Genomic DNA, 13,811 nt, shown 5'->3' on the forward strand with positions numbered 1-13,811 from the left:
TAAAGTTTGCCATGTTTCGTCGCAAAATTCGCCAATACCTGCCAACGCCAGAACACTTTGACCAACTGGTTTGGGCAAGACCGTTCAAGCGGTTCCTTGCGCACCCCAATATTTGGGCTTTGAACCGAAAAAGCGTTGCAGGCGGCGTGGCGGCCGGGCTGTTCTGCGGCTTGATTCCCGGTCCGTTTCAAATATTGGGTGCCTTGATGTGGGTGCTGGTTGCCAAGGTCAACATGCCTGTGGCATTTGTGACCACCCTGTACACCAATCCCATCACGATTGTGCCCTTGTATTTGATCGCGGTCGCTTATGGACAGTTCTTGCTGGGTGAAATCGGCGAAGCTCGAGTCAGCGCTGTGCCCGACTGGAACTGGTCTGATTGGGGAGGCTCCACCCACGCCATGCTGGACTGGATGTGGTCCATGGGGCCTTCACTGGCGGTGGGATTGCCCGCTTTGATGGTTACATTGTCCGTGCTGGGTTACTGCAGCGTGCGCCTGGCCTGGAACATCGGGGTTCGAATTGCCGTGGCTCGCAGGCGCAAGCGGGTTTTTCAAAAACCCGCTTGAGTTAGTCACACTGAATCAATTCACCCTTTTCAAGGCGCAGCACCTTGCTGCACTTGTGCGCCAATTCCATGGAATGGGTCACGATGATCAGGGCAGACTTGTTGGCAGCCTTGCTGTGGATCAGGCTTTCAAACACTTGGTCGGCGGTGTCTTGGTCCAGGTTGCCCGTGGGTTCGTCGGCCAGAATTGCCTTTGGGTTGGTCACCATCGCGCGCGCAATGGCCACACGCTGGCGTTCACCGCCTGACAATTCAGCAGGGCGGTGATTCAAGCGGTGCTCCAGCCCAAACTGTTTCAGCAACACCGCACTTTTTTCCTGCGCAATTTTTTTGTTCTCACCTCCGATGCGCAACGCCATGGCCACATTGTCCAAGGCATTGAATTCGGGCAATAAATGGTGGAACTGGTAAATGAACCCCAGGGTTTTGTTGCGTTCCATGCCCAGTTTGCGGACCGACCACGGCTCGATGGCCTGGCCCGCCCACAGCACCGAACCGCTGTCGGCTTTTTCCAAGCCGCCCAGCACATGCAGCAGGGTGCTTTTGCCTGCACCTGAAGCACCCACAATCGCCACGGTTTCGCCTGCAAGTACTTGAAAGTTCAGGTTCTTGATTACTTGTGTGACCTTGTCATTGGCGGTGATGCCGCTGAATGCCTTGCTGAGGTTTTTGGTTTCCAGAACAACATTACTCATAGCGCAGGGCCTCCGCAGGTTCGGCACGCGAGGCACGCCAGCTTGGGTAAATGGTGCTGAGCACACTCAACACCAAGGCCACTGTCACAATGGTGACCACGTCGCTGGCGCGCGGGTCAGAGGGCAACTGGCTGATGAAATAAATGGATTTGGGTAAAAACTCAACCTGCAGGGCGCGTTCAATTGCGGGCACAATCACCCCCAGGTTAATGGCCAGCAACCAACCGGCGGTTACACCCAGAAAGGTACCAATCCAGCCCACCAAGGCACCTTGCAACATGAAAATACGCTGAATGGCAAACGGGCTTGCACCCAATGTGCGCAGAATTGCAATTTCACCGCGCTTGTCTTTCACCGTCATCACCAGCATGGACACCAGGTTGAAAGCAGCCACCGCAATGATCAGCGTCAGAATGATGAACATCATTCGCTTTTCCGTTTGCACGGCTGCAAACCAGGTGCGGTTTTGTACCGACCAATCCCGTACCCACACGGTGGGTGGCAGTTGGCGTTCAATGTCGCGTGCCACAAAAGGCGCCGCGTCCATGTCGTTCAGCTTCACACGAATACCCGTGGGGCCAATGCTGCGGTAGAAACGGGCTGCATCGTCAATGTTCATCAGCACCAGGCCGCTGTCATATTCATAGTGACCTGTGCTGACCAAGGCGGTGATCTCGAATGCTTTCAAGCGTGGAATCATGCCTGCCGGGGTCATTTGGCCGGAAGGAGCGATCAGGGTAATGCGGTCGCCCACACTCACCCCAATCTGCTTGGCCAACTCAATGCCTAACACCACCCTGAATTCACCGGCTTGCAGGTTTTCAAGACTTCCTGAAATCAGTTCCTTGAACTCTGACACCTGTTGCTCTTGGGCCGGGTCAATGCCGCGCACAATGGCTGGCCGAAGCAGGTCGCCGTGGGCCAGCATGCTTTCACCCGCCACATACGGGGCTGCACCAATTACCTTCGGGTTTGCACTTTTGATGGCTTCAATCAAGGCTTCAGGGTTGTCAAAGCCTTCTTGCGGGGCTAGCACTTCGATGTGGGCAATCACGGACAACATGCGGTCTCGCACTTCCTTTTGAAAACCGTTCATGACCGACAGCACAACAATGAGTGCGGCCACGCCCAGTCCAATGCCCGCCATGGACAGGCCGGAAATGAAAGAAATGAACTTGTCCCGGCTTCTGTGGCCACCACCGCGCACATAGCGCAGTGCAATTTCAACATCAAAGGGTAAACTAATCACAAATTGTCCCGAATTGTTCAATCGCGCTGTTGAAGTTTCAAAGCGCTCTCATTGTAGTGTGAATAAAACCGTGTCCAAACCTGTCAATGCGCCTTTGTGGGTGTTCGTTCCCAACATTCTCGTGCCCGAAATGGCATTGGAAAGACTGTCTGCCGATGCGCGGGCCCGCTCTTTTTCGGTGCTGCCCGCTGGTTTGCTGCAAACCCTGGCCAGAAACCCCGAACCAACTTATGAGGCCAGCCTTGGTCTGGATCGAATCGAAGCCTGGCTGTTGCGCTACTTGGATCCACAAGCGCACGCAAAGTTCGATCAATACCCGGCGTGGGCCATGATGAGCCAGGAAGCCGATGAAGAACCGCAGTCTTTTACCCGTTTTTGGGGCACTGTGGGCTGTCTTGAAATTGAACGCGATGGTGTACGTTTTTCCCCACCCGAAGTGCTGCAGGTCAGTCAATCTGATTTACTGGAGTTCTGGGCCGTGGTTCAACCCCTGCTGCACAAACACGGCTGGGCCTTGAATTCACCGGAAAATTTTCACACGCTGCTGAGTAATCCCACGCCAGTGCCCATGGAGCAAGCATCGCCTTGGTCGGTACAGGATATCCGCCTGACGGATTACCTGCCTATGAGCCATGAATGCAGCGATTGGCGGCGCATGTGGCTGAACATGCAGGTGGAGTTGCACAATGCCGAGTTCAACAAGGCCCGTGAACAAAAAGGCCTCAAACCGCTGAATGCATTGTGGTTTTGGGGGGGTGGGGAACCCTGGGAAGCAGAGGTGGTCTTGCCCCGCGTGAAGTCGGTGTCAGAAGACGGAGTTTTTGATGCTGTCAAAATGACTGACGGCGCAGACGAAGCACTGAACCGCTTTGTGTTCTGGACCCAATTGCTTAAACCGCTGCAGGGTCCTGCAGACGAACATAGTATCAAGCCTGACAACGTCTATTGCGTGAACTTCCAGGGCTGGGGTGGCAACGTGGGCGTATTCAATACATTGGAAACTGAGGTGTTGCAGCCCATGCGCCTGGCGGGTTTGGCATTCAACTGGGTGCTTTTAGGCAACAATGGCTGGAAAACTTTGAAAAGCAGCTGGATGAACCGATTCAAGTTTTGGCAAAACACTCCGAATTGGGCTGTGCTGGGCGAACCAGAGGCCCTGGCTGGCCCCACAGAAGAAGACTTGCAAGCTGCTTGGCAACAGGGGCAACGCGACCACGACAACATTCAAGCCGACTGGGATGGCCGCTAATGAGCACCGCTAATTCACCCCTGAACACCCCACTGATGCACCGCGTGAGAACCCCGCGCCCGCAAATTGAAGCCTTGCTGCGCGGGCAGGGCATGCACCCCTTGCTGGCTCGTCTGATGGCAGCCCGGGGCATAGATACCCACGCCGAAGCGGAAACAAAGCTGGCCGATTTGATTCCCCCTTCCGAACTCAAGGGCATTGCCCAGGCTGCAGAAATTCTTGCGGATGCGCTGGAAGCGGGCGCTCGCATCGTGATTGTGGGCGATTACGATTGCGACGGTGCCACAGCCACGGCAGTGGGCGTGCGCGGCTTGCGCATGTTGCTGCAAAGCCTGGGTGCCGATGAAGAGGCCGCCAAGTACCACATCGATTTTTTGGTGCCCAACCGGTTTGAATACGGTTATGGCTTGAGCCCTGAAATTGTCCAGCTGGTTGCGCAACAGTTCGAGCCCGACCTGCTGGTGACCGTGGACAACGGCATCGCCAGCGTAGAAGGTGTGCAAGAAGCCAACGACCTGGGCATTGGTGTAGTGGTCACCGACCATCACCTGCCCGGCGACCAACTGCCCGCCGCCATGGCGATTGTGAACCCCAACCAGCCAGGCTGCACCTTCCCCAGCAAGTCGATTGCCGGCGTGGGCGTGATGTTCTATGTGCTGCTGGCGACACGTGCCGTATTGCGCGAACGGGGTGCCTTTGACGCAGCAAGCCAGCCCCGAATTGATTCCTTGCTCGATCTTGTGGCCTTGGGCACGGTTGCTGACGTTGTGAAGCTTGACGCGAATAACCGCCGCCTAGTTGCCCACGGTTTGCAGCGAATTCGCGCAGGCCGTGCCCAACCCGGTATTTTGGCCCTTTTCCATGAAGCAAGTCGTGACCCCCGCAAGGCCACGGCAGCCGATATGGGCTTTGCGTTGGGCCCACGCTTGAACGCTGCGGGCCGACTGGCCGATATGGCCATTGGCATTCGCACCTTGCTGGCCGATGATGCCGCCGAGGCCAGTGCACTGGCAGCGCAACTGGGCAAAATGAATGAAGAGCGCAAGCGCATTGAAGCCGACATGAAACGCGATGCGCTGGAAGACATTGAAAAATTCATCAGCCAAGATGAACCTGCTGCCGGCATTGTGGTGGCGCACAGCACCTGGCACCAAGGTGTCATCGGCATTCTGGCTTCACGCATCAAGGAAAGGCTGTACCGCCCCACCATTGCCCTGGCCCCCGGCGACGATGGCTTCTGGAAAGGCAGTGGCCGTTCTGTGCAGGGCGTGCATTTGCGCGATGTGCTGGACCTGGTGTGCAAGCGCCTGCCTGAAGGCAGCATGCCAAAGTTTGGCGGCCACGCCATGGCAGCTGGCCTGACGATTGCAGAGGGTGCAATTGAGCAATTCAAGATTGAGTTTGCCCAGGCCATTGTGGATTTGAGCGACCCCAGCGCCTTGACCCAAGTGGTTGAAACAGACGGTTCAATTCCCGCAGACTACATTGCGGCCAGTACAGCCGACCTGCTGGAAACCCAGGTATGGGGCCAGGGCTTTCCCGCGCCCCTGTTTTGTGATGAATTTGAAGTGCTTGAACACCGCCTGCTCAAAAACGCCCACAGCAAGTTCACCTTGCGCCGCGACGGCAAAACCTTTGTGGCTTTGCGTTGGAGGGCAGTGGAGGCATTGCCGGCCAAAGTGAAACTGGCTTACCGCTTTGAAAGGGATACTTTCACTGGTGGCGATGCAGTGCAGATTATCGTAGAGCATATGCTTTAAACAGGGGGCGTCGGGGACAGGTGTTAGGCCATCGCGCTGAAACCTGCTTGATTGCGCTACAATATTGGGTTACGCAAATTCAATAGCTTAGAGAGACATGGAAGCCGAACGCCTGAATGCCATCATCAACGCCCTGACTGACCTTGCCGACCGCGCAGGCCAGTTGCGGAGGTATCTTTGACGTCGACCGCAAGGCCGAACGACTCACGGTAGTTGACGCCGAACTGGAAGACCCCAATGTTTGGAACGACCCCAAACATGCGCAAGAGCTGGGCAAAGAGAAAAAGATGCTGGATGGCGTCGTGGTCACCATGAACACGGTGCAGTCCAACATCAGCGACGCACAGGAACTGGTTGAAATGGCGCAGGCCGAAAGCGACTTCGACACGCTTGAAGCCATTGAAGGCGATGTGGCTGAGTATGAAAAGGTCATTGCCGACCTTGAATTCCGCCGCATGTTCAGCAACCCGGCCGATCCGTCCAATTGCTTCATTGACATCACCGCCGGTGCGGGCGGTACTGAAGCGCAAGACTGGGCCAGCATCCTGTTGCGCCAGTACCTTCGCTATTGCGAACGCAAAGGCTTCAAGGTCGAAGTCATGGAACAATCCGACGGTGAAGTGGCCGGTGTCAAATCCGCCACCATCAAGGTGGAAGGCGACTACGCCTTCGGATACCTGCGCACGGAAACTGGCGTGCACCGCCTGGTTCGCAAGTCGCCGTTTGATTCTTCCGGTGGTCGCCACACGTCATTTGCTTCCCTGTTTGTGTACCCGGAGGTGGATGATTCATTCGAGATTGAAATCAACCCAGCTGATGTGCGAACCGACACCTATCGCGCCAGCGGTGCGGGTGGTCAGCACATTAACAAAACCGATTCAGCCGTTCGCTTGACCCACATTCCGACCGGCATTGTGGTTCAGTGCCAGAACGACCGTTCCCAGCACCGTAACCGCGATGAAGCCTGGGGCATGCTGAAAGCCAAACTGTACGAGTATGAAATGCGCAAGCGCATGGTTGAACAACAAGCGCTTGAAGACACCAAGACCGATGTGGGCTGGGGTCACCAAATCCGCAGCTATGTTCTCGACAACAGCCGAATCAAGGACCTGCGCACCGGTGTTGAAATTTCCAACACCCAGCGCGTACTCGACGGCGACCTCGACCCCTTTATTGAAGCCAGCTTGAAGCAAGGCATTTAAATCATGAACGACAAAACACAAGAAGCTGGCACCGAACTGCCCGTAGACGAGAACCAGATTATTGCCGAACGCCGCAGCAAGCTGGCCAAATTGCGCGAGAAGGGTCAGCCTTTCCCCAACAGCTTCAAGCCCGAGCACCGCGCTGCTGACCTGCATGCGCACTATGGTTTGTTGGACAAGGAAACACTGGACCCGCAAGGCATTGAGGTGTCGGTCTCCGGCCGCATGATGCTTAAACGCGTGATGGGCAAGGCCAGTTTTGCAACTGTGCAGGACGGCACAGGCCGCATCCAGTTCTACATCAACAACGAAGGTGTGGGCGAAGACGTTCACGGCGAATTCAAGCACTGGGATTTGGGCGACATCATTGCCGCCAAGGGCAAACTGTTCAAAACCAACAAGGGCGAATTGAGCGTGCATTGCACGGAAATTCATTTGTTGGCGAAAAGCCTGCGCCCATTGCCAGACAAGTTTCACGGCCTGGCCGATCAGGAAATCAAGTACCGCCAGCGCTACGTGGATTTGATCGTGACCGAGGAAACCCGCAACACCTTTGTTGCGCGTTCCAGGGCCATGTCCTCAATTCGCAATTTCATGAGCGACAACGGTTTTCTGGAAGTGGAAACCCCGATGCTGCACCCCATTCCCGGTGGCGCATCGGCCAAGCCTTTCATTACCCATCACAATGCGCTGGACATGGAAATGTACCTGCGAATTGCGCCTGAACTGTATTTGAAGCGCCTGATTGTGGGCGGCTTTGAGCGCGTGTTCGAGATCAACCGCAACTTCCGCAATGAAGGGGTCAGCCCGCGCCACAACCCTGAATTCACCATGATGGAATTCTATGCGGCATACTGGAACTACCGCGACCTGATGGACTTCACCGAGCAGGTGATTCAGCATGCAGCCGTGACCGCCACTGGTAGCGCCAACCTGACTTACCAGGGCCGCGAGCTGGATTTGTCCAAGCCTTTTGCACGCCTGACCATTGTTGAAGCCATTCAGAAGTATTTCCCTGAATACGCCACGGACGATTTGAACAACATCGACTACCTGAAAAAGGCCTTGGCCAAGAAGGGTGTGCATGTGGACAAAGAGCCTGCCCTGAAAAATGCAGGCAAGGGCGCATTGCAATTGGCCCTGTTCGAGGAAACCTCTGAAAGCCTGTTGTGGGAACCTACTTTCATTGTGGACTATCCTGTTGAAGTGTCTCCCTTGGCTCGTGCGTCGGACGCTGATTCACAAATCACCGAACGTTTCGAGTTGTTTATTACCGGCCGCGAAATTGCCAACGGCTTTTCTGAATTGAACGATCCGGAAGACCAAGCCGACCGATTCAAGAAGCAGGTTGAAGCAAAAGAAGCGGGCGATGACGAAGCCATGTTCTTCGACGCCGACTTCATTCGTGCGTTGGAATATGGCATGCCACCCACCGGTGGTTGTGGTATCGGCATTGACCGTTTGATGATGCTGATCACTGACAGCCCTAATATTCGGGACGTCATTCTGTTTCCGCACTTGAGGCGCGAAGACTAAGTCGCATCAAGGTTCAGACCTAGAGGCGTCTTCATACGTTCGCTGCGCTTCGCTTTAGAAGCCTCGTCATGTCACTTGTCTCGACAGCCCCGCCCAACGTGAAAGTTGTGGCGGTGGCCGTTCCTCTTTCACCTTGCAATGGATGCCGCAAACGCTAAAGCGTCTTGCGGAGCCGCTTCGCGTCTAATCCATTGCAGAGTTGGGGAACGGCGGGCGGGTCTAGAATGTCGAGACCAAGTGATATTGGCAAGGCTTCTCGCGCGACAGCAGCGGCGATGCCAATGCTGAAGCCTGAATTGATCTCACCTGGGTTTGTCAGGTTCACGAAGGAAGGTCTTTCGATGATGCTGAAATCAGTTTGATTGCACCATGTGTGTCAACCTCAAAACTGTACTCACCTTCAGTCAAGTTAATCAGGTAAAAAAAGCGGCCAGACAGGCCATACCTTGTTTTCCTTAACTCATAAAAGCATTTGGATTGTTCTGCGCAGCCCTCTTGAAACAGGAAGCGACTGGTTTTCTCGTCAATCCACGTCATCTCGATTTTTTGATCCTCAAGCTGAATCAAAATTGGTTTCTGACGGATATTGCAAAAGTTTTCAACCACACTTGCATCGTCAGACTTGAATATCAATTCACATTCATTTTTTGAATGCAGGGTTAATTTCGTGGGCAGTGTTTCCACAGGTTGCGAGCATGCACTCGCAGTGACTATGAGCACAAAAAAGCAAATTGTTTTTAATTTTTGCACAATGCTTCCTCTTGGAGAAAGCGTGATGGATCAATTTGCTCGCCGTTTAATGTGATTTCGAAATGCACATGATTTGTAATGCTTGGGTACTTGATCGTCAAATCCTGGGCAGTACCAATCGTTTCGCCTTGTTTTACTGTTCTGCCAACTATTTCCTTGTGCGGGTCTACGTAGAAAAGTTTTATCTGGTATCCCTCATAGCGCCCCAACCCCTCTATTACAAGACCTTTGAATCGATCATCCGATTTGTAAGGCGCAGCGATTCGAACTACTTTGCCAAACACCGGAGAATAAACATGAGAGTTCGCCTCAATATTGAAGTCCACCCCCTTGTGTAGTCGCACACCGCGTGGTGCGCCGAAATGTCCGCGACCGAACAGATCGCTTCCCCGGACATTGTTTGAACCCGTGGGAGAGCAAAACAAACTACTTTCAGATGGCGCCATTTTTGAGTCTCACTGAATAAAACAACAGTGTAGACAAGGGTGAAGAACGAACAAAATTCATACCTTGTTCAGCATCACTCTTGACTGTACCCTTGACGAACCTCGATGCGCTGTTTAGCTGGCTATTCGAAGGCTTGCCATCTCGTTGGCGTTCAGCACCTTCAAGCCCTCCTACCGTGTCACTTTTCCTGACAGTGTCGCTTCGCGCTTCAAAGCCTCTTTATGTCACCAGTCCTGTCTGCGTCGCTTCGCGTTTCAAAGCCTTGCCATGCACTTGTCTCGACAGCCCCGCCCAACGTGAAAGTTGTGGCGGTGGCCGTTCCTCTTCCACCTTGCAATGGATACCGCAAACGCTAGCGCGTCTTGCGGAGCCGCTACGCGTCTAATCCATTGCTTCGGTTCAGGAACGGCGGGCGTGTCTTGAATATCGAGCCCAAGTGACATTGGCAAGGCTTCTCGCGCGAAGACGGCTGTGACGTGCCAGCATTGGTGCTTGTGGCTGCTGAGGGCTTGCACGCGTAACTGGCTGGGATCAAGCTGCCGCGGACTTGGCGGACTTGGCGGACTTGGCGGTCTTGCGAACTTCGCTGCGGGCAACTCACCTGCAGCTTTGGCTCACTGTGCGGTGTTGCGATCATTCCGCCGATTCAGGTGGGCTTCCCGCTTGATGCGCAGTCGAGGGGCGATTCCGTCAGGAAGCGATGCGAACACGCCTTGGGCGTTTCGCATGCCCCGAGCCAGCAATCAAGAAGGGATTAAAGCCCGCCAAGGCGGGATGACGCGACACGCACATTGAGCATTAACAAGGCGGTATGTCGCGACAAGTACATTGAGTTATTAATAAGCTGCGTCAAGCTCGCCAGGCTCAAAAAACCGTCACCGCCACTTTCAGCGTGTGCTCTCCACCCCCATGCACCACCCCCCGCATCGGCGGTACATCCGCATAATCACGCCCAATCGCCACCGTCACATAACGCGTGTCCGGCAACTGGTTGTTGGTGGGGTCGAAATCAACCCAACCCACATCGGGGCCGCACCAAAGCGAAACCCAGGCGTGGCTGGCATCTGCACCCAGCAACTTCGGTTGCCCGGGTGGTGGTTCGGTCAGCATGTATCCGCTGACATAACGGGCTGAAAGGCCCAGCGATCGCAGAACCGCTAACATCACGTGTGCGAAGTCCTGGCAAACACCTTCGCGGCTTTGCATCACTTCTTCCACTGTGGTGTGGATGGTGGTTGAACCACTTTGGTAATTGAATTCACGAAAGATTCGCTGCATCAAGGCCTGGCCAGCATGGACAACTTGCCTGCCAGGCCAGAAATCGAGGCTGCCGTAATCGCGCAAAGAATCAAGCACCGGCACATGCTTGGATTCAAACCTGAACTGGTAGTCATCGGAGATGGCTTGCCCGGCCTGATAGCGCAACTGATCCACCAGCTCGTTCCAGCTTGGGCTGATCAAGTCGTCAATCGGGCCAGTGTGCAAAAAGTTGCTGACCTCGACTTCACTTTCGCTGACCACTTCAAGATTGTCGTGGGGGTAATTCATCTCGAAATGGTGAACTACATTGCCAAATGCATCGGTGTTGCTTTGCACGGTTGACGGGTTCGGCCGGATTTTGAGCGTGTGGGAAACCAGCTTTTGGCCTTTGCGCAGCGGACCCGCCTGCATGCTCAAGCCTTCCTGCGGCTGGAGGATACAGATTTGCTGGGCACACTCTGCCGGCTGTTGATAGTCGTAATCGGTGACATGGGTCACCTTTCTTCTTTCCGAGAAGGTCATTGATTATCTTCCCTGAATGACTTGGTCTGGTAATTCGGCCAGTCTGAAATATTGGGCGCCCACCAGGTCAGAAACCTTGTAAGCGGTGTCGAGCAATTCTTGTAGCCATGCCCGCAATTTGCGGCCCGTTTCTGCCGGGAAAGGAGGCTGCAAACCTTCCAGACTCAGGCCCTCGGGCATCTCACCCGATTGATAAACACTGTCGAATAGCTGACGAATCTGGCTGGTGTCGCCAGGTAACCTGTCGATGACAATGTCCAGCTTGTACAAAATCCTTCGGATGGCATAAGGCGCATCTTCATCGAAAATCAGCAAATCCAGCGTGGGCAACCATTCAAACCGGTGCTGGTAACGCGACCGGTAAGTGATGGTACTGTCTGCCAAGGCAATCGCCAGGGCCAAGCCGTGTTCTCCAGCGCGACCGGGCATGCTGGTGAGTGACAACAAGCAATCGCAGGCACCGCAAAGGCGTTCAAGCTGACGACCCAGTTGTAAAAACCGCCAACCGTTGTCGCGGGTCATGTGATCACTTTGCTCACCATGCATGGCCAGCAAGTACAACTGTACCTGCTCAAGCGATGCAGTGGGCAAGATACGTTGAAAACGGGCATGTTCAGGTTCGGTCAGCACCTTGGCGCAATCATTCAACAAGCGCCAATGGCCACTGCTCAAGCGCTCACGAAGTTGCCCAGCCACACTGGCCAGCCCGTTCAGTTGTCCAGCCAGGCCTTCAGCGGGGGGCGCATCAAAACCGGTTTTGTACCATAGCCTTTCCAGAATATTCGCTTCCAACTCGTCCTGGGTTTTGGGTTCAGCAGGATCGAACTCATCGCTAATGCCCTGTTTGCCGCACAATTCATGCAGCAGCCCTAAGGTTGTGTGGTCCAGGTATTCTTCTTCGTTCAGCAGTAGTTGGGTACGCATCAGCAAACGCAGGGAAAAACTGGCCCGTTCTGTGTAGCGGCCCAGCCAGAACAAGTGTTCGGCTGCACGGCTGGATACTGGCCTGCGCAAGGCTTGAAGGTCTTTGGCTTGCAGCTTTTCTTTCAGATTGGTGGTGCGTTCAACAGGCTCGCCACTGCGAACCCAGGTGTCCAGGCTGGTGCCACCTTTTTGCATGCTGACAATGCCATGCTGGTCGCCTGCCACACGGGTCAAACCACCGGGCATCACCGTGTAATTGCCCTGGCCATCGGTGACGGCAAACAGGCGCAGCATCATGGCGCGTTCTTCAATTCCGCCTGTGCCATTCCAGATCGGAACCCGCGACAGGGGAATCAATTCCTGCAGCGTGTACTGGGATGGGCGCTGGCTGATTTTCGACAGCCAGGCGCGTTTTTCAATTTCGTCCAGCTCGGACCCCATGATGGAGTCCATGGTTTTGCCTCGTCTGTTGGGCCCTGTCGACTTGATCACCAGGTTATTCAGGCGTTCGCTAGCCTGCGCCCATGCAGGCGACTCACCACACCACCAGCTTGGCACGCTGGGCAAGAGCAATTCTTCGTTCAGATAATGTTTGCCCAGGCCTGGCATGAAGCCGTGAATGGCAGGGCTTTCCAGCCAGCCGGCACCCGGCATGTTGGCCATGACCACGCCCCCGGTGCGAATGGACTGCATCAAACCCGGTACGCCCAATTGAGAGTCTTCACGAAGTTCAAGTGGATCAAGCCACTGGTCGTCAGTTCGGCGAATCAGGCCATCAATGGGTTCAAGACCATTGACTGTTTTTAGAAATACCTTGTTGTTTCGCACGGTCAGGTCATTGCCCTCGACCAGCGAAATACCCAAATAACGGGCCAAGTAGGTGTGTTCAAAGTAGGTTTCGTTGTAAGGGCCCGGTGTCAGCAGGGCAATGCGTGCGTTATCACCTTTTGGTGACAATCTTCGAATGGCGTCAATGTAGTCGCGATAAAAACCAGCGAGATGCTGGATCTGCATGTCGCGGAAGTTGCGTGTGAAGCTGCGCGAAATACTCAAGCGGTTTTCGAGTGCATAACCCAGGCCAGAAGGGGCTTGAATGCGGTGGGTGATTACCCACCATTTGCCGTCGGGGCTTCGGCCCAGGTCAAACGCCACCATGTGCAGCCAAACCTTGTTGGGCGGTTGCATACCTTGCATTTGCGGCAAGTACCCTGAATGCCCGTAAACCAGGTCGGCTGGCAACAGGCCTGTTGAAAGCAGTTCACGTGGGCCATACACATCGCCCATCATGGCGTTCAACAGCTGCGCGCGCTGTGCCACACCGGCTTGCAACACAGCCCAGTCGGCCTGGTCGATGATGAAAGGAAGCAGGTCCAGCGACCAGGGGCGTGATGTGCCCTGGGCGTGGTCTGCATACACATTGTAGGTAATTCCATTGTCGCGAATCTGCTTGGCCAGCGCGGCTTTTTTGCCGTCCAGGTGTTCACCAAGCCCTGTTGCGGGCAGTCGGTTTACAAACTCTGCCCAGGCAGGGCGCAACACCCCAGCGCCTGCCAGTTCGCTGTAATAGGCGCTGGTGCCCTTCAGGATGCTTTGTTGCCAGGGTATGTTGGCGTTCGCAAGGTTGGGATTCGGGTTTGCGCTCAAAGCGA

10 protein-coding genes are annotated in these 13,811 nt (G+C 54.8%); 5 read left to right on the forward strand and 5 right to left on the reverse strand.

Annotation, left to right across the window (positions count from 1 at the left end; translation table 11 throughout):
* The first annotated feature begins 11 nt into the window (after positions 1–11).
* The gene (locus RGQ30_RS05645; RefSeq protein ID WP_130556849.1) at positions 12–569 is read left to right on the forward strand and encodes a DUF2062 domain-containing protein; all 558 of its coding nucleotides are present in this window, start codon (positions 12–14) and stop codon (positions 567–569) included.
* A 1-nt stretch (position 570) separates the two neighbouring features.
* On the opposite strand, the gene RGQ30_RS05650 is transcribed toward RGQ30_RS05645, so the two are convergent.
* The gene (locus tag RGQ30_RS05650) at positions 571–1,263 is read right to left on the reverse strand and encodes an ABC transporter ATP-binding protein (RefSeq protein ID WP_130556848.1); all 693 of its coding nucleotides are present in this window, start codon (positions 1,261–1,263) and stop codon (positions 571–573) included.
* Positions 1,256–2,509 carry a lipoprotein-releasing ABC transporter permease subunit gene (locus tag RGQ30_RS05655; protein ID WP_130557014.1) on the reverse strand — a complete coding sequence of 418 codons (1,254 nt, stop codon included), beginning with the start codon at positions 2,507–2,509 and terminating at the stop codon, positions 1,256–1,258. Before RGQ30_RS05655 ends, RGQ30_RS05650 begins: the two co-directional genes overlap by 8 nt.
* 73 nt (positions 2,510–2,582) lie before the next feature.
* Here RGQ30_RS05655 and RGQ30_RS05660 point away from each other — a divergent pair, with 73 nt between their 5' ends.
* The 4 genes from RGQ30_RS05660 (at position 2,583) to lysS (ending at position 8,259) form a co-directional block, all read left to right on the forward strand.
* The gene (locus RGQ30_RS05660) at positions 2,583–3,761 is read left to right on the forward strand and encodes a hypothetical protein (protein ID WP_338284835.1); all 1,179 of its coding nucleotides are present in this window, start codon (positions 2,583–2,585) and stop codon (positions 3,759–3,761) included.
* A gap of 35 nt (positions 3,762–3,796) precedes the next feature.
* Complete coding sequence (recJ, locus tag RGQ30_RS05665) at positions 3,797–5,521, forward strand: single-stranded-DNA-specific exonuclease RecJ (RefSeq protein WP_338284877.1); 1,725 nt, start codon at positions 3,797–3,799, stop codon at positions 5,519–5,521.
* 97 nt (positions 5,522–5,618) lie between these two features.
* Positions 5,619–6,723 (forward strand): peptide chain release factor 2 gene (prfB, locus tag RGQ30_RS05670; protein WP_130556846.1). Its coding sequence is split into 2 segments (ribosomal slippage): positions 5,619–5,699 and positions 5,701–6,723, totalling 1,104 coding nucleotides; the frame shifts between segments, so codons are not numbered across the junction.
* A 3-nt stretch (positions 6,724–6,726) separates the two neighbouring features.
* The gene (gene lysS / locus RGQ30_RS05675; protein WP_130556845.1) at positions 6,727–8,259 is read left to right on the forward strand and encodes a lysine--tRNA ligase; all 1,533 of its coding nucleotides are present in this window, start codon (positions 6,727–6,729) and stop codon (positions 8,257–8,259) included.
* A 737-nt stretch (positions 8,260–8,996) separates the two neighbouring features.
* On the opposite strand, the gene RGQ30_RS05680 is transcribed toward lysS, so the two are convergent.
* The 3 genes from RGQ30_RS05680 to RGQ30_RS05690 all read right to left on the reverse strand — a co-directional run bounded on the left by RGQ30_RS05680 (position 8,997) and on the right by RGQ30_RS05690 (position 13,806).
* Positions 8,997–9,455 carry a M23 family metallopeptidase gene (locus RGQ30_RS05680; RefSeq protein WP_130556844.1) on the reverse strand — a complete coding sequence of 153 codons (459 nt, stop codon included), beginning with the start codon at positions 9,453–9,455 and terminating at the stop codon, positions 8,997–8,999.
* A gap of 865 nt (positions 9,456–10,320) precedes the next feature.
* On the reverse strand, positions 10,321–11,238 hold the full coding sequence (locus tag RGQ30_RS05685; protein WP_130556843.1) for a transglutaminase family protein: 918 nt from the start codon (positions 11,236–11,238) through the stop codon (positions 10,321–10,323).
* 3 nt (positions 11,239–11,241) lie between these two features.
* Positions 11,242–13,806 (reverse strand): circularly permuted type 2 ATP-grasp protein, encoded by a 2,565-nt coding sequence (locus RGQ30_RS05690; RefSeq protein WP_130556842.1) that lies wholly within the window; start codon positions 13,804–13,806, stop codon positions 11,242–11,244.
* Positions 13,807–13,811: the final 5 nt, after the last annotated feature.

Origin of the sequence: Limnobacter thiooxidans (genome assembly GCF_036323495.1) — a bacterium.
Lineage (GTDB): Bacteria > Pseudomonadota > Gammaproteobacteria > Burkholderiales > Burkholderiaceae_B > Limnobacter > Limnobacter thiooxidans.